Source organism: Sulfurimonas indica, from assembly GCF_009192995.1.
Taxonomy (GTDB): domain Bacteria; phylum Campylobacterota; class Campylobacteria; order Campylobacterales; family Sulfurimonadaceae; genus Sulfurimonas; species Sulfurimonas indica.
Genome location: NZ_SDID01000008.1, coordinates 37636 through 61578, shown reverse-complemented (window position 1 = coordinate 61578; position 23943 = coordinate 37636). Strand labels below are relative to the sequence as shown.

The 23943-nt window shown below is 37.3% G+C and carries 26 protein-coding genes; 4 read left to right on the top strand and 22 right to left on the bottom strand.

The window, feature by feature from the left end; genetic code table 11:
- Position 1: 1 nt before the first annotated feature.
- The 15 genes from fliF to ilvC all read right to left on the bottom strand — a co-directional run bounded on the left by fliF (position 2) and on the right by ilvC (position 15418).
- Positions 2-1711: a flagellar basal-body MS-ring/collar protein FliF gene (gene fliF, locus ES948_RS05595; RefSeq protein ID WP_152183964.1), complete on the bottom strand. Its 1710-nt coding sequence runs from the start codon at positions 1709-1711 to the stop codon at positions 2-4.
- 22 nt (positions 1712-1733) lie between these two features.
- Positions 1734-2828, bottom strand: a complete 1095-nt coding sequence (gene hisC / locus ES948_RS05590) for a histidinol-phosphate transaminase (protein ID WP_152183963.1) — start codon at positions 2826-2828, stop codon at positions 1734-1736.
- Positions 2825-3907, bottom strand: coding sequence for a prephenate dehydratase (pheA, locus tag ES948_RS05585; RefSeq protein ID WP_152183962.1), 1083 nt, complete (start codon positions 3905-3907; stop codon positions 2825-2827). The genes hisC and pheA overlap by 4 nt, the downstream gene beginning before the upstream one ends.
- The gene (locus ES948_RS05580) at positions 3904-4695 is read right to left on the bottom strand and encodes an HAD-IIA family hydrolase (protein ID WP_152183961.1); all 792 of its coding nucleotides are present in this window, start codon (positions 4693-4695) and stop codon (positions 3904-3906) included. Before ES948_RS05580 ends, pheA begins: the two co-directional genes overlap by 4 nt.
- Position 4696: 1 nt before the next feature.
- Positions 4697-5908: a diaminopimelate decarboxylase gene (gene lysA / locus ES948_RS05575; protein WP_188109456.1), complete on the bottom strand. Its 1212-nt coding sequence runs from the start codon at positions 5906-5908 to the stop codon at positions 4697-4699.
- 53 nt (positions 5909-5961) lie between these two features.
- Positions 5962-7032 carry an LptF/LptG family permease gene (locus tag ES948_RS05570; RefSeq protein ID WP_152183960.1) on the bottom strand — a complete coding sequence of 357 codons (1071 nt, stop codon included), beginning with the start codon at positions 7030-7032 and terminating at the stop codon, positions 5962-5964.
- Complete coding sequence (gene pth / locus ES948_RS05565; protein WP_152183959.1) at positions 7026-7601, bottom strand: aminoacyl-tRNA hydrolase; 576 nt, start codon at positions 7599-7601, stop codon at positions 7026-7028. The genes ES948_RS05570 and pth overlap by 7 nt, the downstream gene beginning before the upstream one ends.
- A gap of 2 nt (positions 7602-7603) precedes the next feature.
- A complete protein-coding gene (locus tag ES948_RS05560; protein ID WP_152183958.1) occupies positions 7604-8140 on the bottom strand; it encodes a 50S ribosomal protein L25/general stress protein Ctc in 537 nt (178 codons plus the stop codon).
- 54 nt (positions 8141-8194) lie between these two features.
- Complete coding sequence (locus tag ES948_RS05555) at positions 8195-9388, bottom strand: type IV pilus twitching motility protein PilT (protein ID WP_152183957.1); 1194 nt, start codon at positions 9386-9388, stop codon at positions 8195-8197.
- Complete coding sequence (locus ES948_RS05550) at positions 9385-10365, bottom strand: transaldolase (RefSeq protein WP_152183956.1); 981 nt, start codon at positions 10363-10365, stop codon at positions 9385-9387. Before ES948_RS05550 ends, ES948_RS05555 begins: the two co-directional genes overlap by 4 nt.
- 52 nt (positions 10366-10417) lie before the next feature.
- Positions 10418-11725: a sensor histidine kinase gene (locus ES948_RS05545; RefSeq protein ID WP_246153826.1), complete on the bottom strand. Its 1308-nt coding sequence runs from the start codon at positions 11723-11725 to the stop codon at positions 10418-10420.
- 14 nt (positions 11726-11739) lie between these two features.
- Complete coding sequence (locus ES948_RS05540; RefSeq protein WP_152183955.1) at positions 11740-12678, bottom strand: aminodeoxychorismate synthase component I; 939 nt, start codon at positions 12676-12678, stop codon at positions 11740-11742.
- A gap of 6 nt (positions 12679-12684) precedes the next feature.
- On the bottom strand, positions 12685-13554 hold the full coding sequence (locus ES948_RS05535) for an aspartate carbamoyltransferase catalytic subunit (protein ID WP_152183954.1): 870 nt from the start codon (positions 13552-13554) through the stop codon (positions 12685-12687).
- Positions 13555-13574: 20 nt separating this feature from the next.
- Complete coding sequence (bioD, locus tag ES948_RS05530; protein WP_152183953.1) at positions 13575-14222, bottom strand: dethiobiotin synthase; 648 nt, start codon at positions 14220-14222, stop codon at positions 13575-13577.
- A gap of 173 nt (positions 14223-14395) precedes the next feature.
- Entirely contained in the window at positions 14396-15418 is a 1023-nt protein-coding gene (ilvC, locus tag ES948_RS05525) for a ketol-acid reductoisomerase (protein WP_152183952.1), read from the bottom strand.
- A 295-nt stretch (positions 15419-15713) separates the two neighbouring features.
- On the opposite strand from ilvC, the gene ES948_RS05520 reads away from it, so the two are divergent.
- Together ES948_RS05520 and ES948_RS05515 are read left to right on the top strand one after the other, a co-directional pair.
- Positions 15714-16367: a hypothetical protein gene (locus ES948_RS05520; RefSeq protein WP_152183951.1), complete on the top strand. Its 654-nt coding sequence runs from the start codon at positions 15714-15716 to the stop codon at positions 16365-16367.
- Entirely contained in the window at positions 16368-17105 is a 738-nt protein-coding gene (locus ES948_RS05515) for a hypothetical protein (RefSeq protein WP_152183950.1), read from the top strand. It abuts the gene before it with no gap.
- 1 nt (position 17106) lies between these two features.
- On the opposite strand, the gene ruvX is transcribed toward ES948_RS05515, so the two are convergent.
- Genes ruvX through rpmH form a run of 7 tightly spaced genes read right to left on the bottom strand, consistent with a single transcriptional unit; the run spans position 17107 to position 22070 of the window.
- Entirely contained in the window at positions 17107-17496 is a 390-nt protein-coding gene (ruvX, locus tag ES948_RS05510) for a Holliday junction resolvase RuvX (RefSeq protein ID WP_152183949.1), read from the bottom strand.
- A gap of 1 nt (position 17497) precedes the next feature.
- A complete protein-coding gene (gene mnmE / locus ES948_RS05505; protein WP_188109461.1) occupies positions 17498-18841 on the bottom strand; it encodes a tRNA uridine-5-carboxymethylaminomethyl(34) synthesis GTPase MnmE in 1344 nt (447 codons plus the stop codon).
- Positions 18841-19695, bottom strand: coding sequence for a Jag N-terminal domain-containing protein (locus ES948_RS05500; RefSeq protein WP_152183947.1), 855 nt, complete (start codon positions 19693-19695; stop codon positions 18841-18843). Before ES948_RS05500 ends, mnmE begins: the two co-directional genes overlap by 1 nt.
- A 2-nt stretch (positions 19696-19697) precedes the next feature.
- A complete protein-coding gene (gene yidC, locus ES948_RS05495) occupies positions 19698-21299 on the bottom strand; it encodes a membrane protein insertase YidC (protein ID WP_152183946.1) in 1602 nt (533 codons plus the stop codon).
- A 3-nt stretch (positions 21300-21302) separates the two neighbouring features.
- On the bottom strand, positions 21303-21653 hold the full coding sequence (gene yidD / locus ES948_RS05490) for a membrane protein insertion efficiency factor YidD (RefSeq protein WP_246153825.1): 351 nt from the start codon (positions 21651-21653) through the stop codon (positions 21303-21305).
- Positions 21607-21894: a ribonuclease P protein component gene (rnpA, locus tag ES948_RS05485; protein ID WP_246153829.1), complete on the bottom strand. Its 288-nt coding sequence runs from the start codon at positions 21892-21894 to the stop codon at positions 21607-21609. Before rnpA ends, yidD begins: the two co-directional genes overlap by 47 nt.
- Positions 21895-21935: 41 nt before the next feature.
- Complete coding sequence (gene rpmH, locus ES948_RS05480; RefSeq protein WP_152183943.1) at positions 21936-22070, bottom strand: 50S ribosomal protein L34; 135 nt, start codon at positions 22068-22070, stop codon at positions 21936-21938.
- 154 nt (positions 22071-22224) lie between these two features.
- On the opposite strand from rpmH, the gene ES948_RS05475 reads away from it, so the two are divergent.
- Together ES948_RS05475 and ES948_RS05470 are read left to right on the top strand one after the other, a co-directional pair.
- Complete coding sequence (locus tag ES948_RS05475; protein ID WP_152183942.1) at positions 22225-22491, top strand: hypothetical protein; 267 nt, start codon at positions 22225-22227, stop codon at positions 22489-22491.
- A gap of 3 nt (positions 22492-22494) precedes the next feature.
- Positions 22495-23937, top strand: a complete 1443-nt coding sequence (locus ES948_RS05470; RefSeq protein WP_152183941.1) for a DUF3373 family protein — start codon at positions 22495-22497, stop codon at positions 23935-23937.
- The last annotated feature ends 6 nt before the right edge of the window (positions 23938-23943 follow it).

The window sequence follows — 23943 nt, the reverse complement described above, 5'->3', positions numbered from 1 at the left end:
TTTACCCTTTCTCTTGTTGTTTTGGCATCTCGGCCTCTTCAGAAAGCAGAGCTTGAAGGAGTGATGCAACTTCCTCAGGGGCATCATCTGCCATTGTACGTACTTTTTCTAGTATTACCTCATATTTGAGTTCATCTTCATTGAAGTTACTAGTCATTCCAAGCTGCTCTTCAACTTTTTTACGCATCTGCTGTACTTTTTCTACCAAATCTTCGCCCTCATCATCTTCGAGTTCAAGTTTAGGAGCTTCGAGCTCCTCATCCTCACGTGAGACTTCAAGCATTTTTCCTGCAAACGGCGCAATAACTTTTTTGTACAGAATAAGTAAAAGAATAAGTACAAAAATATACTTAAACAAGTCTGCAAATGGTACAATATATGTCTGTGTAAATGTCAGAGCTTGGCTTACACCATCAGGACCATTGCTTACAGCTCTTTCAAACTGTAAATTCTGTACACTTATCTGATCACCTCTTGCATTGTCAATACCAATAGAACGACTAGCAAGTGATGTTAATGCATTCAGATCCGCTGCATCTAAAGCTACATACTCCAACTCATCCGTAGGATTACCATCTTTATCGAGCTTGTGCTTATACTTTCCATCGACGACAACAGCGGCAGTAATTCTTTTGATACGTGCGAACTGACTCTTTGTCGTACTGACAGTCTTACCAACTTCATAGTTGGTTGTTCCTGTGTTTTTTGTATACTTCTCAACTGTTTTTTGAGATTTAAGCCCTTTTACCGGACCGATATTGCTTACAGTTCCCGGAACACCACCAACCTGTTCAGGTGCTACGCCTTCACGTTTCTCTTCACTCACCTGTTCACTTCGTACAACATTTTCAGGATTATACACTTCAGAAGTTGAACTCTTTTGGGAAAAATCAAACTCAACGCTAACCTGTGCGACAACTTTATCATCACCACCAACAAAAGGAGCGATCACATCTACGATTTTATTTTGGAGCTTTCTCTCTTCTTTAAGTTTATAGCGCTGTTGCACAAGTGAGAGTTCACTCATCTGTGCACCCTCTTCATCATCTCCAAGAGTAACACCGTCACTACTTACTAGCATTACATTTGAAGGTTTCAAACGCGGTACTGCAGCAGCTACAAGGTTTTTAATACCTCGGATCTGTTTTGATGAAAGCGCACGTCCTTCAACAAGCTCGACCATCACTGAAGCTGTCGGGTCCACCTGTTTGGAGACAAAAAGTGTCTCTTTTGGAAGTGCAAGACTCACAGTTGCTCTCTCAACCGGAGAGAGTGCTGTAATCGTTCGAGAAAGTTCACCTTCAAGTGCACGGAGATGTTTGATTTGCTGGTCAAAGTTCGTTGCTCCAAACTCCTGCTTGTCAAAAAGTTCAAACCCAACACCACTGTTTTTTGGAATTCCCTGTGCGGCAATGGCAATTCTCTCTTTGTAAACAACATCACGAGGTACTTTTATGACATTATTTGCTTCTATCTCATACTTGATACCATCTTTATCAAGCTGTGTGATAACTTTTGCTGCATCACTGTCACTGAGTGTTTCAAAAAGAACGACATAGGACTCTTTTGCACTTTTGTTTGCAGTATAGACAACAAGAAAAATTAAAAATGCAACAATCCCTACAACCGCTGCTGCGATAATCATTTTTTGTTCTTTATTCAGCTTTGCATACAAAACTGACAACTGCGAAAAAAGCGCCTTAAAATCCATTAATCTCTCATCTTAAAAATTTTTATAATAGCTCAGATATTAGTTCAAAAAAACGATCGTTTTGTTCTTTTGTTCCAACTGTTACACGAATAGCGTTCATCCCGTACCCACTCAAGTTTCTTACAATCATTCCACGTCGCAGTAATGCATCGGAAATCTCTGTTGAATTTCTGTTGCCGTCAAAGCATAAAGTAACAAAGTTTGTATAACTCTCTATTATATCGATTTTTTTCTCTTTTGCAAACTCTTCGTAGCGTTTCATCTCCTCAAAATTCAAAGCGATACATTCATTCACAAATTCTGCATCTTCAAGTGCTACAGAAGCAGCTTCAAGTGAAAGTGTTGTGATATTAAAAGGTGGTCTTAATTTGTAAAGTTCTTTGATGATATCTGCATGTGAGATTCCATATCCAACACGCATACCACCAAGTCCATATGCTTTTGAAAATGTACCAAGATAAATTACATTTTCAAACCTCTCGATTAACTCTTTTGGGGTTACTTTTTTACTTGCATCTTTAAACTGTGCATACTCCATATACGCACCATCAACAACGACTAAGGTTTCACTGTCAATACGTGCAATAAACTTCATTATTTCTTTTGTATCAATAGCATCACCTGTTGGATTGTTTGGTGTACAGAGAAAAATAATATCTGGATTTTGTTCTTTATAGAGTTGATAGAATTCATCCAAATCATGTTCTTGTGAACTTGTTCTGATAATCTCTGCACCTACATGTTTTGCATAGATCTCATACATTGCAAATGTTACAGAGTTTATGAGAATTTTAGAGTTTTCATCTGCTTTTGCATGCATCAAAAACTCAATTATCTGGTCACTTCCACTTCCGATAATCACATTTTCCTCTGCAATGTCAAATCGCTTTATCAGTCCATTTTTGAGTTTCATCATTGAATCATCAGGATACATTGCCATATGTGGCAAAATTTCATTTACTGCATGCTGCACATTGATAGAACATCCGTAAGGATTCTCATTCGATGCCAACTTCACAATATCTTTTGGCTCAATACCAAACTCACGCACAACCAATTCTATTGGTTTTCCCGCCTCATAAGTAGAGATATTTTCTAGTTTTTTATTAAATTTCAATCTTCACCCTTTACATAACTTCCAAGCCACGTTACTTCATCTTTGTGTTTTTCAATAACCTTTTGTACACGCTCTTCATCAATGTGTCCATAAAAGTCGATGTAGAACCAGTATCCAAAACCACCACTCTCTTTTGATGGACGGGACTCGATTTTAGAGAGATTGATCTTAGCTTCATCAAAATCACTTAAGAAATGTACCAAAGAACCAGCTTCATTTGCATCTTTTAATTTCGCCAAGATACTTGTCTTATCATCACCGCTTATAGCGTTTTTAAAATCACTGAGTATTACAAAGCGTGTTGCATTGTCATGAACATCTTCAATGTTCTCAAACATTACAGGTACTCCATAAAGTTTTGCTGCAATGTGCGAACAGATTGCAGCCGATTCTTCATCTTCACTTGCAAGAATTGCTGCCTTTGCAGTTGATTCTACAGGAATATGTTCAACATTGCTTAAATCATACTCATTTAAAAATTCACGGCACTCGCCAAAACCTTTGTCTTTTGAGTATATTTTTTTTATCTTTTTCAGTGAATCAGCCTTCGTTGCAAAAGAAATATGAATCGGCATATAAAGTTCTGCTACAATCTTTACAGAGCTCTTTGAAAGCAGGTCAAGTGTCTCACCGACAACACCGTCACGTGAGTTCTCAATCGGCACAACACCAAACTTCGCACGCTTTGCTTCAAGCTCTTTAAAGACAGACTCAATGGAGTTGAGTGAAAGGTAGTTACTCATAGCACCAAAACGGCTTTCTGCAGCTTGGTGCGTAAAGGTGCCTTCCGGTCCGAGATAGGCGATTTTTTCAGGGAGTTCAAGATTGCGTGAGACTGCAAATATCTCTAAAAAGATAGCTTCAATGGCACTTTTATTTAAAAGTCCATCTTGTTCTTCATTGAATTTGGAGAGTCTCTCAATAATTGCTTTTTCACGTTCAGGACGGTAGATTGCACCACCTGTGTTTTGCTTAATCTCTCCAACTCTCTCAACTACTTTCATTCGTTTGTTCAGAAGGGTCAATATCTCATTATCTATACTGTCAATCGCAACCCTGCACTCATCTAATGTTTTCATAATCCCTCTCCCTTTACACTCTCTAACACCTCTTGCATATCCTTTTTGATGCTGTTCGGCTTTAGATGCTCTTCTAAAAATGGTACTATCTCCTGGGCTGATTTGTACTTTCCGCTTGTCACAAAAACTGTATGCATTCCAAGCTCTTTTGCACCACCAAGGTCCCCTTTTACATCATCACTGATAATTGTCACCTGATCAAAACTTGCACTTTTATCTTGAGCTTGCAATCTTTGCAAAGCCTCATCATAAAAAGCACTGCTTGGTTTGCCAACAACCTCATACGACGTACTTGTTGCAAACTGTAACATTTTTAGAATAGCTCCCACACCAGGATAGCGTTTGTTGTTTTTTGCATAGATGGATGTTTCATGCATACCAACAAGTTTTGCACCCGAGAGTAAAAAGTCAATCATCTGTGCATATTCATCTGCACTAAAATCTTCTTTGATGGCAATCAAAACAGTTTTTGGAGTTTTATAATCAAGCGTATAACCCATATTTTGCAAAGTATTTAAAAACTCCTCTGCTCCATAGGCTGCTACAGCATCTTTACTTACACGAGACTCTAAAAGCATTAAAGGATCTAAATATTTCTCAAAAGAGAATTCAAAACCGATAGATGTCAGGTAGTTATAAAAATCAGATGATGCTTTTTTTGTATTGTTCGTAATCACCATATATGGGAGATTCTCACTGTTTAAATACTCTATAAACTCTCGTGAACCTCTGATAGGAGATTTATCTGCATCACTGATAAGCGTACCCTGAACATCTATGAAGTACATCTTAATCCTCTAAAAATTCTTGCTCTAATGCAATCAAATCTTCAAAACTTTCACGTTTGCGAATGAGTCTTGCTTTACCGTTTTCAACAGCAACTTCAGCACTTCTTCCACGCGTATTATAGTTACTTCCCATACCAAAGCCATAAGCTCCTGCACTCTTAATAACAAGCAGGTCATTATGCTCTAGTGGTGGCAAAGGATAATCCTTTGCAAAAAAGTCACCGCTTTCACATACCGGTCCGACGATATCAACTGCGCGCTTCTCAGCTTTACTCTCTGTAAGGACCTCTATCTCATGATAGGCATTGTAAAGTGATGGACGCAGCAAGTCATTCATCGCACCATCAACGACTACAAATCTTTTCTCACCATTTTGTTTTTCATACAGCACTTTTGTTACAAAATAGCCTGCATTTGCTGTTAGAAAACGCCCCGGTTCACAAAGAATCGTCATATCAAGACCAGTAAGTGTACTTAAAATCGCCTGTGCATAATCGTATGGCTGAATCGTTGTCTCATCATCATACTTGATACCAAGACCACCACCAACATCAAAGAATTTCAACTCAATATCAATCGCTTCAAGTGAGCGAACCAAGTCAGCAACGATAACAGCAGCCTCACGGATAGGTTCAAGTTCTGTAAGTTGTGAGCCGATATGAAAATGGATACCGACAGGGTCTAAATTTTCAGAGTTGTTCGCTCTGATGTACATTCTCTTTGCAGTGGAGAGATCTACTCCAAACTTATTGTCATGCAGTCCTGTTGAGATATATGGGTGCGTTTTTGGATCAATATTTGGGTTTACTCGTATACTGATACGTGCAGCTTTACCTAACTCTTTTGCGATAAGCTCAACACGACCAAGTTCTGCTTCGCTCTCCACATTGATATAGAGAATATCGCGTTCTATCGCTTCACGAATCTCATCATCACTCTTACCAACACCTGAGAAAATGATTTTGTAAGCTGGAATACCTGCTAAAAAAGCACGACGGACTTCACCGATACTTACACAATCAGCTCCGCTTCCAAGCTTTGCAAAGTGTTTAATGACACTTAGGTTTGAGTTTGCTTTTACAGCGTACGCAATAATGGATTTTCTACCGCGAAAAGCACTCTTGAGCTCTTCATACTGCGTAGCCATATAGTCAAAATCATAAACATAAAGAGGTGTACCATACTCTTTTGCCAATTCTTTAAAATCAATCATAAAAATTCCAAATATTTTTTAGATGATTTTACCCTAATAGTGCTTATAAGTGGCTAAGTTGCAAGTCTATACTTTCTCCACTGTCGCAGGGCAATTAAAAGAAGAATGATTACAGGACCAATAATTCCGACTTCACTCGGGATGGTTTTATTATTTGAGAGCTCGATTAACATCATAATGATTCCCCAAACAAGCAGTGTTACCAATATTGCACCAAAGCTAAAAAGTGATACATTTAAGAAACGTACACTCATAGGAACAAAGAAGAAGATAATGACAATCAGACAAGGTACAAAAAACGGATAGATAAAGATTTTATATAAGGCTCCCCGTATCGTTCGTGTATCAATCCCCTGACTCTCCAAAAGTGATATCGCCTCTAAACCATCGATAATTGTAAAGTTCACTTTCCCTTCATAAACCTGATCAAGCATACGTGGTCGAAAGCCCTCTAAAATCTTCAAATCATCTGCTTCACGCACAGAAATACCGGGAGATGCCAAAGAAAGGTCATCTGGCTTTGTAATTAAATCACCCTTTTTAATATGCCAAAAATCATCTCTGTATTCCGCAGATTTTGCAGTTACAACCTCTTTTAAAGAGTTGTTTTTCACACTAAAAACACGTACCCCCTCAGCTCTCTCTTGCAGTGGTAAAAGCTTGGAAAAATAGACATATTTTCCTTTGTATGTAAAAAAGAGGTCCCTTGTTGGATTAAGATACTGCGCATGCTTTCGAATATTACGCGAGAACTCCTGAGCACGTGCAAAACTTGACCATGTATGAAGTGATATAAAAAGTACAATAATAGTCGTTGCAATAAGAACAAAAGGCTTGAGAATGTCTACACGTGAGTACCCTAGTGAGAAAAATGAGACAAGTGCATTGGAACGAATAAGAAAGATTTTTGTCGATATCATAGCAAAGACCAAAGAGAGCGGTAGAAGCAGATCGATGGCATAAAAAGCCTGATATACAAGGTATATTAGGAGTAAATTCGCTGATTTTGAAAGTTCTGAAGCATGCTCCATATAGTCAAAACCAACAACAAAAAGGACCAATGCACCAAGTATTATAAAAAAATACTTCAAATAGTGCATCGCTATATATCTAAATGCTAACACTCCATCCCTTTTTTAGAATATTTACAACGCGTTTCATCCAAAGAGTGCTCTAGTAAAAAATCCACCGCATCAGCAGCACTCTTTATAAACTTATCTAAGCATTTTTTATTCTCATCACAAAACTCGCTTAAAACATAAGAAGCCACTTCCCCTTTGTGTGTTGGTTTTCCTATGCCCATTCGAACACGGATATACTCTCGACCTATTTTACTGTCTATAGATTTCAGTCCATTATGACCGCCATGTCCACCACCTTTTTTAAAGCGAAGTGCTCCAAAAGGGAGGTCTAAATCATCATGTATTACAACAACATCTTCAAGTTTGTAAAAGTTTTTTACCTTTACAACAGAATCACCTGAGAGATTCATATAGGTCAGCGGTTTTAATAAAAAATGATTTTCTAAAGAAACAGAACTGTTTTGAAATTTATAGAGTTCACCTTGAAATGATGAAGAAGAGAGCTTTGAAGCGTTATGACGAGCACAAAGCTCATCAATAACCATAAAGCCTATATTATGACGTGTTTTTTCATAATCAGATCCTGGATTACCCAGTCCGACTATGAGCATAATTACTTAGCTTTAATGATACTTAGTACTGATACACGATCAGCATCTGTGAATGTAACACCAGCTGGTGCTTCGATGTCACGGATAAGTTTAGAATCACCTAAATCCATCTCAGTTACATCGATAACGATTGCTTTTGGAAGATCTTCGATTTTTGCTTTCACACGTAAACGTCTTTTTGCAATGTTTACAAGACCTTTGTTTTTAAGACCGATTGCTTCACCAACTGCTTCTACAGGGACCATAAAATGTGTAAGAACACCTGGTTGTGCTACCATTAAATCAACGTGTAAAAGTTTACCAGTTACTGGATGAGACTCATATGATTGAACCACAACATTCATTTCTTTGCCCCCAACTTTTACTGGGAATGCTAATGTATCTTTGTTGCGCACAGTACGGATATATTCATTCTCTTTGAATGCAGCATTGATATTTTCAAGCCCTTTTCCGTAAATATTTGCAATTAGATAACCATCGCGGCGTAAAGCTTTTGTAGCTTGTTTGCCAGTACTCTCTCTAACTATACCTTCTAACATATGAAGTCCTTAATTTTAAAATGGGCGCAATTATATCTATTTTTGATTTAAACTTTACTTTAAATCGAAGATATCGTCATCTTGTGAAATATCTACTGCTTTTGGTGCTTCGACCTTTTCATTTGGATTACTTGTAATTTTTCCAGATGTAAGACCAGAGATCTTAAGCTCCAGGTCAGACGCACTTGTTGCATTGTCAAGTGCTTGTTCTTTTGAGATGATTTTTTCATTATAAAGGTCAAAAATCGCCTGGTCAAAACTCTGTGATTTATAATGCTCTTTCCCTGCTTCAATCGCATCACGAATCTCGTAGTCTCGATTCTCCATAATAAGCTTCTCGATTGTAGGTGTTCGAACAAGAATCTCGAGTGCAGCACGACGTCCACCATCAATAGTAGGAACAAGCCTTTGTGAGATGACACCTTGAAGTACTCCTGCAACTGAAAGTCTTACACGGTTTTGCTCCTCTGTTGGAAACTGCGCAATAATACGGTTAATTGTCTCTTTTGCATCAACTGTATGCAGCGTTGAGAATACCAAGTGTCCGGTATCTGCCGCATGAAGAGCCAAGTTAATCGTCTCGCGGTCACGCATCTCTCCAACTAAAATAATATCCGGATCCTCACGCAGTGCCGCACGCAGTGCCGTACCAAAAGAGAGCGTATCTTGCCCCACTGAGCGCTGATTTATAATACACCCTCTATCTTTATGAACAAATTCAATCGGGTCCTCAATTGTAATGATGTGTTTCTTACGATTTATATTTATCTCATTAATCAAGGCTGCTAAAGTCGTTGATTTACCAGATCCCGTAACACCCGTTACCAGTACAAGCCCTCTCTCTTTATAGGCAAAACTTTTTACAATCTCTGGAAGGTGAAGCTCTTCAAGTGATGGGATTTTTATAGGAATAACACGAAATACTGCTGAGACGCCATCCATCTGAAAAAAGATATTGACACGAAAACGGTTGTTTTCATCAAAAGGATAGACCAAGTCAAGTTCTTTTTTCTCAACAAACTCAGCAAAACGACCTTTTAATAGCTCTTTTGCAAAAGTCAGTGCATCCTCTTTTGCAAAAATCCCACCTGAAAATTGTACAATTTTTCCGTTTATACGTGCCCGTATAACAGAATTGGCTTTGATATGAAGGTCAGAACCACCTACTTCAATCATCTTTTTAAGATGGATTCTTACCCTTTTAAGCTGCTCAAAAGTTAATTTACTAACATCTACATCTACATTCATAACGCCTCCAATATCTCTTGAAATGCTTCTTTAAATGCGAGTAGACCATCATCTATCTGCTTTTGCAAAATATCATCAAGATTAATACCAATAGATTTGAGTTTTGCAAAATGTGTTGTTACAAGATCTTGATTGATTGGGAGTGCTTTTTCTTTTTTGCCATCTGCATCAAATGCTTTAATAGTATCTATTGGAGCTGTATTTACACTGTTGTATGCTAAAAGTTTTTCTACATAATAGTGTGCAGGAAGAGAGTCATCTTTGACTCCTGTACTCGCAAAGAGTGCACGACAGCCAGAGACTTTCATCTCTTCAATCGCTTCATATATAACGGAAGAGTTATAAATCCCTGTCAAAGCCACTTCGATGTTATGTTCAGAGAGCATCTTGTCTAAAGCACGATCAACACGTGAGACAAAGATACTAATGACCGTATCTACTTTTTTTCCATACTTATCAGTCCCTCTTTTAAAAGCCTCTGCACATGCAACTGCTTGTGATTTCTTAAAGATAAGTGTAGCATTTACAGGTATTCCCTCTGCACTCAAGGCTTCCATCGCCTCATATCCTGCCTCGGTTGCAGGTACTTTTATCATAACATTTGGTCTATTTATTGTAGAAAAAAGTCTTTTACCTTCAGCTATCGTAGCTTCTGCATCATCACAGTAAAAAGGATCAACCTCGATACTTACATATCCATCATCATCTGCATCATAAAGTGGTCTTAAAATATCTGCTGCTTTTTTTATGTCATAGATAGCTACTGCTTCATACTTCTCTTTTGCACTCATATCTTCGAGTGATTCAAGCTGAGAGATATATGCATCTGAATTTAAAATAGCATTTTTAAATATAGCCGGATTTGAAGTTGCTCCATTGATTATTTTTTTTGTTATCAATGCTTTAAATTCATTGTCAAGATACTCTCTCTCAATAAAATCAGCCCACAGTGAAAACTTCAAATCTTCAATATACATTCTTACTCATCCTCAATTAATTTGACTCTATTATAACCCAATAAATCTGAAACTAAGCTAGTTTCTTTGGAACTACTATTGTAAAAATAGAACCATAATTTGTGCTTTTAACTTCTATTGCCGTCTGAAACTGTTTTTGCATAATCATCTGAGACATATAAAGTCCCAAGCCTGTTCCATTTTTTCCTTTCGTACTAAAGTATGGTTCGAAAATTGAATCAATATACTCAGGAGCGATTCCTCCTGCATTATCTGCGATACTAATAACAACCTCTTTATCTCTGTTAAAAACATTTATTACTACTTTAGGATATTTTATATTTCGTGAAATCAGTTCATCAACAGCATTATTTATAATATTTAGCAATACTTGAATAATTTCATTTGCATATGTATTAACCACAAGACGCTGCTGTGGAAAAAACTTTATTTCAATAGCCGTTTTTTTGAGCCTTGGTTCTACAAATCCTATTGCTTTTTCTATCAACTCATTAATATCAACAGAACTAAACTCTTTATCTGGACGAAAGTAAGTTTGAAAATCATCTATAGTTTGAGAGAGGTAAACAACGGTATTGCTGATATTTTCCAAAGCTTGATCAAACTCTTCCTCTTCTATCTCTTCTCCTAAAAGTTTTTTTACTTGAAGGTTTGAAATGCTTAATGTAACAGTAGAGAGTGGTTGTCGCCACTGATGTGCTATCATACTTATCATCTCACCCATAACAGCTTGCTTAGACTGCACAGTAAGCATCTTATCTTTTTGTGTCAATTCAACAACTTTTTTTGAGAGTATTTTCTCTTGAGTAGAAATAATCTGTGTTGCTTCATCCATCTTTACTTTGTAAAAATATACAATAATACTTACAATACTCAGAACAAAGGAGATATAAAAAAGTTGAAAAAAACTGTATTGTGTTTCAAAAAAAGGTTGAAACGGCGCTATTAAAAGCATGGAAATTAAAAATACAAACCAAGGAATCGCATATTTCTCATTTTTAAAATATAATATAATAATTGGATAAGTAAAGTACCAAGTATGCTTCATCTCCTCTGGTGAACTTATATAAATAAGCAAAATAAGCAAAAAGGTAAATTGTGCAGTAACAGCAATAGAGACAAAATCATAAAATTTTTTTGATCGTCGTAACATATACCATAAAACAATATTTGCAAGAAAAAGCAAAAATTCAAATATTGCCAGAGAAAAAAACTCTTTATAAAGATTAAGCACAGTCCCATAAACAACAGCTGTTGATGAGAGGACAATAGCTATATTCATCATCTGAAATTTACTGCGCAGCTCCCTCTCTTGTTCATTAAAACTCCAGCTACTTGTAAAAAAATCTTTTATCAACATCTCTCTCTTCTCATTTAAGGTAGATATATCTTATCTTGCAACTCTTCATATTCCATACGGACATTACTGTCAAGCGTGATACCTCCACCACTTTTGTAAAGATATCCATCCGAAGACTTTTCAATAAAACGAATCATAACACCGCTGTCAAAACTCTGACCATCAAAAACACCAAAAATTCCACTGAAAAATCCTCTCTCATACGCTTCTACTCTCTCTATTATATCCAAAGTAGATCTTTTTGGAGCACCGCTGATGCTACCTGCAGGCAGCATTACTTGTAAGATATCTCCTAAATGCTCTCGCCAAGAACTATCTAAAATGCCACTGATATGTGAACTTACCTGCAGCAGCTCTTTTGCACCTGCATTAATCTTTTTGATATAGCGAAACTCTTCAACCTCTACATTTGTTGCAACTATAGAGAGGTCATTACGCAACAGGTCAACTATCATTACATGCTCTGCCATCTCTTTTTGATTTGCCAAAATCTTCTCTTTTGCATTTGGAGTTGCTGCATCAATAGTACCTTTCATCGGAAAAGTATGAATCTTATTCTCTTTTATCTGGATGAATTTTTCTGGAGAAAAACAGACAAATTGATCTTTATAACGCAGTTTATAGTGTGCATTTGCAAGGCTGTATATCTCATCAAGAGAGAGCTCTGTCTCAATAGGTGTTGCCTGCGTGAGGTTTAAAATGTAGGTCTCGCCCGCTTTTATTTTCTCAATTACAGCATCAAATTTTTTTTTATACTCAGAAAAATCAAGAGGAGATTTTTGTAAAAAGTGTTCATGCTCTTTATAACTGTAATCTTCGCAGATACAATACTCAATATCATGTGCTTCAAGCTCACTTAGTGGTATTACTTCGACATTGTCCGCTTTAAAGTCACTGATAATTAAAAAAGGTCTTCCCTCTTTTGCAAGAGCATTTGCTTTGTTAAAACCCATCAATGCCTAAACGATTAACTTCTTAAGAATTGCCATTCGGATATTAACACCGTTACTGACCTGCTGTAGCACTTTACAACGTTCATCTTCAAGCATAGCATCGGTAATGTCAATATTTCTATGGACCGGTCCGGGATGTAAGAGGATGATATCTCTATCACCTATCAACTCTTCGGTAATACAAAAGTCACTTGCATAATCTTTGAGACTTGCATAACTCTGCGATGAATGACGTTCTGTCTGTGTTCGCAGACTCATAATAGCATCAACCTCATCGATAATCTCACGCAGATAATGTGTAGAACGCAGGTCTGTTTTTGGTAAGAAGTGCGGAGGCGCGACTAAAATAACTTCCATTCCAAAACGAGTAAGAAGTTCAATATTTGAGTTTGCCACACGCGAGTTTTTGATATCTCCAATAATGGCTATCTTTTTCCCACTGACATCTCCAAAATGCTCTTGTAAAGTATACAAATCAAGAAGTGCCTGTGATGGATGGGCATGTGCACCATCACCGGCATTTAAAATTGCTGCTTTTGTATGATTGGAGAGTATCTTTGGAACACCTGCATTTTGATGACGTACAATGATTGCATGAGGTCCCATAGCATCAAGGTTCATTGCAGTATCAACTAAGGTTTCACCCTTTTTTGTAGAGCTTTTTGCCACATCAAGATGGACTATCTCAGCACCAAGACGTTTTGCTGCGATCTCAAAAGAGCTTTTAGTCCGTGTAGAGTTTTCAAAAAAGAGAGTAATAATAAGTTTGTCTTGTAAGATTCTCTCAAATCGTCCGTCACTAAAGCTTTTTGCATCAGCCAAAAGTGCTTCAATCTCAGCTTTTGTAAAATCATCTGTTCGTATTAAATGCTGCATACTTACTCTCTTTTTTTAATTTACAAATTATACAAGACATCGCAGAGTGTGTCAATGTCCGAAGATGTTTTTAGGATGGAGAAATCTTTTGCTTGAAAATAGGGTGCGCTTACTTCTTCAAAACTCCCCTCACTCTCTTTAGGGTTAAAAACAACAGCGTGAGCTATCCCTGCATCTTCAAGTGCTTTTTTTGAAAGCAGTGTATCGTTAATACAACCAAGTGAGCAGTGCGTTATAAGTAAGGTTGAAGCCTGCGTGAGCTTTATCAAATCCAAAATCATCAACTCTTCATCAAGTGGTACATAAAGCCCACCAGCACCCTCAATAAGTAAGACATCACAGTAAGTTTCTAGTTTTTCTATAGCTTTTAAAACTTTCTCTGTATCAAATTTTTCTCCACCAGAGGCGATAAAAGGTGCAGCAGGAAGCCCGTAAGAGATGGGAACTATATCACAAACAGACAAATCTTTCATCGCAGGATTCAACTCATGAACAAGCGCTAAAAGAGCATCCCCATCAGGATAAACACCATCAATAACACCCGTCTCAACAGGTTTAATCACACCAACTTTTAAACCTCGAGAAGCATACTCACGCAAGAGCAGTTTTGTTGTATAGGTCTTGCCAATATCTGTGTTTGTTGCAGTAATAAAGATTCGTTTTTTCATAAGATGATTATAACGGATTTTAAAGAGTTTAAGAAGATAATTTAAAAACTATTAGATTTTAGGCATAAAGAACTTTACGAAAACTAAAAGAGCGATGTAAATTCAAGGAGTCTAGAGAGGAAGCGTACTACAGTACGTGACGAACGTAACGACGCAGAAGTTGCGTCGCAATTTTAGTTTTCGTCTTGATTAACGATTTTGTTTGCTGAAATCCACGGCATCATTGCACGAAGTTTCTCACCAGTTTTCGTGATTAACATCTCTTTATCGTTTGCACGCTCAGCGTTCATACGAGGGTAACCTGCTTGACCTTCTAAGATGAAGTCTTTTGCAAATCTACCATCTTGAATCTCTTTTAAGATCTCTTTCATTGCAGCTTTAGATTCAGCATTGATAACACGTTTACCAGAAACATAGTCACCATATTCAGCAGTATTTGAGATTGAGTATCTCATATCTGCGATTCCACCCTCAAACATTAGGTCTACGATAAGTTTAAGTTCATGAAGACACTCGAAGTATGCAAGTTCCGGAGCATAACCAGCTTCTGTTAAAGTTTCAAAACCAGCTTGAACGAGTGCTGCTGTACCACCACAAAGAACCGCTTGCTCACCGAAAAGGTCAGTTTCAGTCTCATCTTTGAATGTTGTCTCGATAATTGCAGTACGTCCACCACCGATTGCAGATGCATATGAAAGTGCTAACTCTTTTGTATTTCCTGAAGGGTTTTGACCAACAGCGATTAAATCAGGAATACCACCACCACGAACAAACTCAGAACGTACTGTGTGACCTGGAGCTTTTGGAGCAATCATAGTAACATTGATGTCTTTACGTGGTTGGATACGACCATAATGAATGTTAAAACCATGACCAAATGCGATAGTTGCACCCTCTTTAAGATTTGGCTCGATTTCATTTTTGTAAATTTCTGCTTGATTTTCATCCGGTAAAAGAATCATTACAACATCAGCTTTAGCACTTGCTTCAGCTACAGTATAAACTTCAAAACCTTTTGCTTCAGCTTTTTTCCAAGATGAACCACCTTTTCTTAAACCAACAACAACTTTTACACCACTGTCTCTTAAGTTTTCTGCGTGAGCGTGTCCTTGAGAACCAAAACCAATCATCGCAACTACTTTGCTCTGAATTAGGTCTAAACTAGTGTCTTTGTCATAATAAACATTTAATGCCATTGTATATTCCTTAATTTTATTTCATAAAATGAAGGCAACCCTTCATCTATTTATCACACCAAAGGGAGTAATCCCTTTGCTTACGCTAACGCTTGGTTTTCTTTAGCAGAAAGCTCATTGCACTAGTGCAATTTTATATAGCTTTCATAAAGATCAACTTCACAAAAGCTAAAAAATTTGTCGCATTATACTCAAAATATTGTAAAACTTTTATTAGAGATAGCTTATAACAAAGCAAAAAACTTTTTGCTTAATCTGCAAACATGTATAATATGAAAAAAATTTAGAGGCAATTATGAAAAAGTTTAACCTGTTTAATGAGATAATTATCGTCAATAAAAAAGAGTTACTAAGTGCTATCAATACCCAAAAAGAGTTTGGTATCAACATTAAAGGAGAGATTGTCACTCCGCCATTCACAAACAAAGAGATACTGATCTACCAAGGGAAACACACACCAGCTCAAACAAATGCTCTCATGCCGAGCAAAGCACCATCACTTACAGAAATACTTGGAGATAAATATCAAATAGTTGAAGATGATGAGAGAGTTTTAATTAAGGCTTTTTCAAACTGGCAGGCACTTATAAAAATAAATACCCCTCGTGCTTCTTATGATGACACGACTGGAGACGGTGTAAGTGAATTTTCAAACACTGAACTCGAAGATATTGGCTGGAATGCGACGGAATTCAACATCACTTACCGTGAACTTGTTGAAGTTTTAGAAGAGAAATGTGAGGGCACACTGCTATGTATCGAGCAAGAAGAGCCCTCATATCAATTTAGCGGACTTGGATTTTTAGCAGATGACAAAGAAGCAAAAGAGACACTCTTTAACTATTGTCAGGAGAAGATCAAAAAAATCATGCAAGAGGACCCACTCTATGCAAAAGAGAAGCTCAGCGACGATGAAGAAGAAGCTGCAGAGTTTTTTGCAGTAATATAGATGGCACACCACAAACAAAAAATTACTATAGAGTACAAATATCGAGGCTCCATTGCCATACCTGATACAAAAGATGCAAAAGATATATTCTTCCGTATCAAGCAGGCTTATGCCAATCATGAAAAGATGGGAGTACACCTGCTTTTTTCAAAAGCAAAGCTCGCACGCCTTAAAAAATATACAAAAGGTGCAGCCCAAGAGGAGTTATTACATCTTGATTTTTATATAGAACTTGGAGAAATTTTAGGTTTTAATACAAACGATGCCAAAAAATTAAAAGCTTCCATACTACTTATTAATGATACAGCTCACAGCAGCTTTAATATTACAAAAAGATTGCAGCTTATCAATAAAAAGAAACCTTCAAAAGCAAAACAGAGCTATCTTTTTTGGGATATTGAGAACTTCTCTTCCATCGCTTCGATTTTCAGTGATGTTATAGAGCCTTATGAGATAGAAGATTCCCATATCTACCTTGGAGCAAATCCTGATTCACTTTACTTAAAACGTGCAGAGTGGGAAGCAAATCTTTATGATTATGGAAAAACACTCCACTCATTTAATTTTATAAAATGCGGGCATGGAAAAGATGTAGCAGATGATATGCTGCTGCAAGAGATGCAAAAACTCAAGCTCAAAAATACCAATATTTTTATATTAACATTTGACAGAGAGCTAAAAGAGCGTTTTACGCAGGCAGTAGATAAGAGTAATAACCTTTATATTTTAGGAAAATAGTCTATTTGCGTGCCAGATAACGCTGCAAGATTATCATAGCAGAGAGGGAGTCAATTCGTCCGTCACGAATCTGTTTTATCTCCCCTTTCATCAGGTTTTCAGCCTCTTTAGAACTCCCTGCTTCATCCTGAAAAACTATCTCACCGCTAAAATCTACAAGATTCATAAAGTGTGTGATTCTGCGACGCATCTCATCTTCGCTACTACCACCAAGAGGAAGTCCGACAACAACGGTATCTGCTTCCCACTCTTCTAAAACTTTTTTAACCTCACGTGAGGCTTGATCACGGTTTTTACGCAAAACTGCAGGAAGTGGAGTAACTATATCTTTATGCGCAGAGTATGCCAAGCCGATACGTTTGAGTCCCAAATCAATAGCAATATATTTCAAACTATTTTCCCAAGCAAAAAGAGCCAAACATCTTATCCAGCATCTCATCATTCTCAAAAGGTCGGGTAATACTTGCCATCGCTTTTACAGCTTCATTCAAGTGAAAAGAGAAGATCTCTAACTCTTGCATCTCTAATGGCTCGTAAGACTCTTCAATATTTTGCATTGTCTCTTTCACTGCTGTAATTTGACGCTCAGAGATAAGCATAATCTCATCACTGAGATTATTTGCATCCATTATTTCTTGAAGTGCAGTTATAAGCCCACTTACATCTTCTTTTGAGTTAAGTTCCATATCAAAAGGCAGACCTTCCATAGTAAATTTCTGTGGCAGGTCAACTTTGTTTTTAATAATAATCTTGGCTTTATCTTCTGCGTGAGCCTTTAGAAGTGCAAGTATCTCTCTGTCCTCTTCATCTGCCTCACGTGAACCGTCAAAAAGAGCTATTACGATATCGCTCTGCTTAATTGCCTCTAAACTTCTCTCAATCCCGATCTTCTCTATGGCATCTTCTGCCTCACGAATTCCTGCAGTATCTACGATTCGAATCAAGTGTGTACCGATTTTCACCTGTTCTTCTATCGTATCACGGGTAGTTCCTGCTATATCACTCACTATCGCTCGGTTATAGTTTAAGAGGGCATTTAAAAGCGAACTTTTACCAACATTTGGCTTGCCAACAATCGCAACACGAAATCCTTGCATAAGCCCTGCTCGTGATTCTGAAGCGATAAGTGTCTTTTTAAGCAGTTTATAGAGCCCGTCAAGTTTTGCACGTATTTGTTCAACCAAATCCTCTGGCAAATCCTCTTCTGCATAATCAATAGTTACTTCAGAATATGCCAAGATATGGATGATTTCATCACGTACCTCTTCTATAAACTCTTTGAGTGAGCCTTTCATCTGTGAAGCTAAAATCTTTGCAGCATCTTCACTCTTTGCCTCTATGAGCTGTGCGATGGCTTCTGCCTCACTCAAGTCTATACGGCCGTTAAAAAAGGCACGTTTGGAAAACTCTCCGGCATTTGCAAGTCTCGCCCCTGCTTCCAAACAGGCTTTTAAAACAGATTGTGCAACAATGTAACCGCCATGACACTGAATCTCTACAACATCTTCAGCCGTAAAAGAGTGTGGTCCTTGAAAATAGATAACGATAGACTCATCAATAAGCGTGCCACCACTATCATAAATATTTGTCAGGGTTGCATATCTGTTTTTGAAATTTTCTTTTTTGGAGAGTTTTTTTGCTATTAAGAGTGCATCATCACCACTTAATCGGATTATTGCGATAGAGCCAATGCCGTTTGCAGTGGCAATGGCTACTATTGTATCATTTTTCATAATTAATTTGTGTGGTAATCATTTACCAGGATATATTTGAGTCCGTCACGCGTTGAGCGGATAACGACATACTTTTGGGGATAACGCTCACGCAGCTCTTTGAGTGCGATTTGTACCAGTACTCCATCAAGAATTTTTGTCTGTGCACGTCCATCTCTGTCTATACTTTCACAAACACCTTCCAAGTAACGACCTACTGACTCTTCTTGATTTTGCAGAAACTCTGCTATCTCTAAACGTAGCTGTAGATCATACTTTGCATTTATCCAGTTAAAAAGCATATAAGAGAGTGCTTTATATCTATACCCCTCTTTTCCGATAAGTAGTGCTGCATCTTCACCTTTAAACTCTATAAGTAGCGTTTGCTCATCATAGACACTCACTTCAATAGGGTCAATCTCAAAACATATATGCGTAAAAAGTTCATTAATCTCTTTTTGTACCTCTTTAGCTACAGCATAAATATCAATGTTCTTCTCTTCTGCAGTTAACGAATCTTCATCGTATGCATCATCATAATCAGCAGTATAATCCAGTCCGCTTGCCAAATCTTCTTGCAGCTCTTCATCCTGATCACTGACAAAAGATGCAGGCAAAATAGTATCATTTAAAAAAGTCTGCTCTACTGTCTCTGCTTCTGTAGTTGTTTGCTCTTTTTTTACACTCTCTTGTTTTTTTGTTGCAACCTTTGATTTATCTATCGTTGCAACAATAATAGCCGGCTTTTTAAACAGACCTAAAAAACCGCTGCTTGGAGCCTGAACTACCTCAACAGCCATCTCTGTAACAGAGCATTTTAGAGTAGCCGCTGCATCTTTGTACGCTTCTTCAAGTGTTACAGCTTCTATCTTGATCATAACTAGTTCTCGCTTTTCTTCTCTAAAGCAGCCTTTGCATCTTTTGCATTTCTAAACTGCTGATTTACAATATACTGCTGTGCGATTGAGAAAAGGTTGTTCACAAACCAGTAGAGTACCAATCCTGACGGGAATGTTACAAAGAAAAATGTAAAAATAATAGGAAGGTATTTAAATACTTTCTCTTGCATTGGATCTGTAAAGTTGTTCGGTGTCATCTTTTGTTGTAAGAACATCGATGCACCCATTAAAATTGGAAGCACATAGTACGGATCCATACGTGAAAGGTCATTGATCCATAAAATCCATGGAGCTCCTTGGAGTTCAACTGCATTTAAAAGTGTACGGTAAAGCGCGAAGAAAACAGGAATCTGCAGTAACATCGGCAGACAACCACCAAGTGGATTTGCCCCGTGTTTTTTGTACATCTCCATCGTCATAGCATTGAGTTTTTGCGGATCTTTTCCATACTTCTCTTTAAGCTCTTTGAGCTTAGGAGCAAGTTCTTTCATCTTCTGCATTGACACCATACCTTTGTATGTCAAAGGATAAAGTACCGCACGGATAATAGCAGTGAGTGCGATGATAGCCCAACCCCAGTTTCCAAAGATACCGTGTAGCCATGAAAGAAGTGCAAAGAGTGGTTTTGCAGCGAAAGTAAACCATCCATACTCTATTGCATTTGTAAGGACAGGGTCAATTGCATGTAAGATCTTATGCTCTTTTGGCCCGATGTAGCCATGCAGTGATTCATTTTGTGCAGCATCAAAATATACAATCGGATTATCATTACGTCCACGCTCAACAATTACGTTTGTATCTTTTTTAAATCCATAAAAGATGATCGCTGTATATTGATCAAATGACGAAGCAAGTTTTACATCAGAAAAAATCTGACGCCCTTCTGCATCACCATCTTCAATGATATGCGCCACATCATCACCTGTATAGATAAGTGCTCCCGCAACGGCCATAAGTTTTTTAGACACCTGTGGACGATCGCCTAAGTAAACATAGTGACGAACATCTTTAGAGAGTGAAATTTTGACATCATAATGCCCATCAGCATAAAAAGTAAGAACTTTTGTCACTGTAACGGCAGAAAGCTTTTGTGTCAGTGTTACTGTTACTGGCTCATCTTTAAGCGTTACTTCACTGACACTTGCACTATATGGTGTGCGAATCGCTTCATCATTGATTGCATCATCTGAAAAACGAATATATAATGGTTTTGTTCCTTGTGCTGGAATAACTTGCGCGTGTAGGTCTTCATCATTTCTAAATTTATCTTCTAAGAGCTCTTTGGAAGCTATACGACCTAAAGTATCTATTTTTAAAATAAACTTCTCGTTTGTAACAGTTACTATGTTTGATGAACTGCTGCTAGAAGCCTTCTCCTCAGCAGCAATGGCATGACCGGAAACTTCTTCAACTTTTTTACTAATATCTTTTGTATTATCTTGTACTGCTTCTTGTTTTGCAGCAGTCTCATTTGGCACATTTGGCTCAGCCGGTGGAAAAATTGCAGTATAACCTACGAAAAAAATAACAGATAACAGTACAGCGACTATCAATCTTTGATTTGGTGACATTTTGTCTAACACAAACTACCCTTTATATGAAAAATTTTTTATAATGTAATAACGGTTTTTTTTATTTGGAACCAACCAATATTTTATAGAATCAACATCAAGTTTTGCGGGTCTATGACAGAGTTTATCTAGGATTGGATAATCTATTCCCCCATCAAAAAGTTGATTGCAACGTAGTATTCTAATAAAAGAGTGGTAAAAAGCACTTGAAATTGAGTTATTTTCAAAATTTAATCGTGCATATTCACTACAAGTTGGGTAATATCGACACGACCCAAAGCCAATGAGTGTAAAAAACTTCTGATATAACCATAAAAGCTTAAGCAGTAATTGTTTTAGCACGTGAGAGAATTTTTTTAAAATCATTGTGAAGTTTTTCATGAGAACTCTCAAAGAGTCCTGCTTTTGCTACAAAAATATAAGAGCCATCTTTGAGAGATTTTGAAAATTCACGAAACATTGCACGCATCCTGCGTTTTGCACGATTACGCTTAACGGCATTACCTATTTTTTTCGTTGCGGTAAAACCTACTTTGTGAATTCCATCTTGAGGAAGGTAAAAAAGGACAACACTACCTGAGTGCTGGTTTTTTCCTTTGTTATAGATATAGCTAAACTCTTTATGAGTCTTTACTATATCAAATCCGCCTATACTGACAATTTTTTACGACCTTTAGCACGACGACGGTTAAGTACGTTACGACCATTAGCAGTAGCCATTCTAGCTCTGAAACCGTGAGTTCTTTTTCTAGGTGTATTATGTGGTTGGTATGTTCTTTTCATTTGACATATCCTTATCTGATTTAAGTCCGGAAGTCTATCCCAACTTTGCTTAAAGAGCGGTTAAGGTTTTTCTTTCTTCCTACGCTATTTCTTTCTTCCTACGCTATTAAATATGCTATAATATTAAATAATATAATAAAAGCAAAGAGCACAAATGCATTTTTATTTACTATCTACTCTAATTGGACTCACTGTTATATCTACTTCTCTCTTTGCAGAAGATATTGCAGAAACTGCAAAAAAGTTCAATTTATATGGTGGACAAAAAGCAACTATTCAATGGAAACACGTTTTTTCTTCACCTCGTCATCTCAAAAGATATAAGCTTGATACCTTGTCTCAAGAGACAAGAACAAAATTACAAGCTTATCTTATTGAGCATGCAGCCGATTCAGACCAACCCATAGTACCAGGACTATAAACAATGAAAAAAACACTTTTACTGACACTCCCTTTACTTTTGTACGCTTCCAATGAAGAACTTTATCAAAGGATTCAACAACTTGAACAAGAAGTCAAAACTCTCAAAGAACAGACAACACTCAATACACAAGACACTCTAGAGAACAGTGAAATTCTCAGTACAGTTGAGACAAAAACCATTTTAGATAAAGTAAACTTTGCACCTGAGCTTCTTTTACGTTTTGATAAATTTGATTATACGACAGGTAAAATAGAAGGAGAGAATACAGAAGTTCATGACTCCACAGGAGCTCCAACAGGTATACAAAGACGTGATGAGTTCTCCAAACACTACAATATTGCAACATCTATTCGTTTTCGTTTAAATATGAGTGCGAATTTTGATAATGTGAAGTTTCACGGAAGACTACTCTACATGAACTCTTCTCAATCAAATCAAAGGTTATGTATTCTCTCCCATGATATTAAAACAGGAATAGCAGGTAGTGCTTTTGATACGGATCGTGCATACATTGACTATAAAGCCACACCGGAGTTTACATTCTCTTTTGGTATCTTACCAACTACTGCCGGAACACCAATGCAGTATGCACAAAATAAAAAAAGAAACTCTCTCTTTCCTGCCTTGGTTTTTAATATGAATACCTACGGAATGATTGCAACACAAAAATTTGCCACGCAGAGCTACATACGTCTTGTTTTAGCCAAACCATATACACTAAGACCACAATTTTACCCCTATCAATGTAACCGAGAAAACATTGACAATGCAGACATTATCGGTCTTTATAGTGATACAAAACTGCATTTTTTTGGAAATGCTCTGCTCTCATATGGTGTCAATGTGCTTGCAAATTTCAAAGCACACCCTTATCTTGGAGCGGATATAGACTCTTCCAATGCACACAATCTTGGGCTAATGGCAACATTTGGACTCGGCATGGATATAGAAAAGTTTTTACAATCACCGGCAACTCTTTTTTTACACGCAGCACTTTCAAATCCACATCCAAACAGTACTGAAGATGATTACAAAATAGTTACATATAATGGGTCCACAGGTCTTACAACCGGAGGATATACTGGATTTACAGAAGCAGATTATGCAAGTGGTACAATGCTGCAAAAAAATGGTTACTCACTCTTTACAGGAATGAAGTATGACAGCAACAGAGATTTCAACTTCGGTGCAGAGTTCAACTATGGAAGTAAATATTGGTTTAGTGCCACACAGGGAGCTGAAGATACTTTTAACAAACTGGCCGTAAGAGGATATGTAGGTGAACTCTATACAACATGGAAATTCCATAGATATCTTAATGCAAAACTCTCCTACCTTTATATTCATGAAAACTATACCGGAAGTGGATGGCATTTTGGTGAACCTGCCAAAAAAGATGCTACGCAAAGTATCTTATCACTGAGTTTAGAAGCTAGATTTTAGGAAAAA

Excerpts from the sequence above, each read along its gene's own strand:
- fliF (WP_152183964.1), bottom strand. The coding sequence starts at position 1,711 with ATGGATTTTAAGGCGCTTTTTTCGCAGTTGTCAGTTTTGTATGCAAAG.
- pheA (WP_152183962.1), bottom strand. The coding sequence starts at position 3,907 with ATGAAAACATTAGATGAGTGCAGGGTTGCGATTGACAGTATAGATAAT.
- ES948_RS05580 (WP_152183961.1), bottom strand. The coding sequence starts at position 4,695 with ATGTACTTCATAGATGTTCAGGGTACGCTTATCAGTGATGCAGATAAA.
- lysA (WP_188109456.1), bottom strand. The coding sequence starts at position 5,908 with ATGATTGATTTTAAAGAATTGGCAAAAGAGTATGGTACACCTCTTTAT.
- pth (WP_152183959.1), bottom strand. The coding sequence starts at position 7,601 with ATGCTCATAGTCGGACTGGGTAATCCAGGATCTGATTATGAAAAAACA.
- ES948_RS05560 (WP_152183958.1), bottom strand. The coding sequence starts at position 8,140 with ATGTTAGAAGGTATAGTTAGAGAGAGTACTGGCAAACAAGCTACAAAA.
- ES948_RS05555 (WP_152183957.1), bottom strand. The coding sequence starts at position 9,388 with ATGAATGTAGATGTAGATGTTAGTAAATTAACTTTTGAGCAGCTTAAA.
- ES948_RS05550 (WP_152183956.1), bottom strand. The coding sequence starts at position 10,365 with ATGTATATTGAAGATTTGAAGTTTTCACTGTGGGCTGATTTTATTGAG.
- ES948_RS05545 (WP_246153826.1), bottom strand. The coding sequence starts at position 11,725 with ATGTTGATAAAAGATTTTTTTACAAGTAGCTGGAGTTTTAATGAACAA.
- ES948_RS05540 (WP_152183955.1), bottom strand. The coding sequence starts at position 12,678 with ATGGGTTTTAACAAAGCAAATGCTCTTGCAAAAGAGGGAAGACCTTTT.
- ES948_RS05535 (WP_152183954.1), bottom strand. The coding sequence starts at position 13,554 with ATGCAGCATTTAATACGAACAGATGATTTTACAAAAGCTGAGATTGAA.
- bioD (WP_152183953.1), bottom strand. The coding sequence starts at position 14,222 with ATGAAAAAACGAATCTTTATTACTGCAACAAACACAGATATTGGCAAG.
- ilvC (WP_152183952.1), bottom strand. The coding sequence starts at position 15,418 with ATGGCATTAAATGTTTATTATGACAAAGACACTAGTTTAGACCTAATT.
- ES948_RS05520 (WP_152183951.1), top strand. The coding sequence starts at position 15,714 with ATGAAAAAGTTTAACCTGTTTAATGAGATAATTATCGTCAATAAAAAA.
- ES948_RS05515 (WP_152183950.1), top strand. The coding sequence starts at position 16,368 with ATGGCACACCACAAACAAAAAATTACTATAGAGTACAAATATCGAGGC.
- ES948_RS05500 (WP_152183947.1), bottom strand. The coding sequence starts at position 19,695 with ATGATCAAGATAGAAGCTGTAACACTTGAAGAAGCGTACAAAGATGCA.
- yidD (WP_246153825.1), bottom strand. The coding sequence starts at position 21,653 with ATGATTTTAAAAAAATTCTCTCACGTGCTAAAACAATTACTGCTTAAG.
- rpmH (WP_152183943.1), bottom strand. The coding sequence starts at position 22,070 with ATGAAAAGAACATACCAACCACATAATACACCTAGAAAAAGAACTCAC.
- ES948_RS05475 (WP_152183942.1), top strand. The coding sequence starts at position 22,225 with ATGCATTTTTATTTACTATCTACTCTAATTGGACTCACTGTTATATCT.
- ES948_RS05470 (WP_152183941.1), top strand. The coding sequence starts at position 22,495 with ATGAAAAAAACACTTTTACTGACACTCCCTTTACTTTTGTACGCTTCC.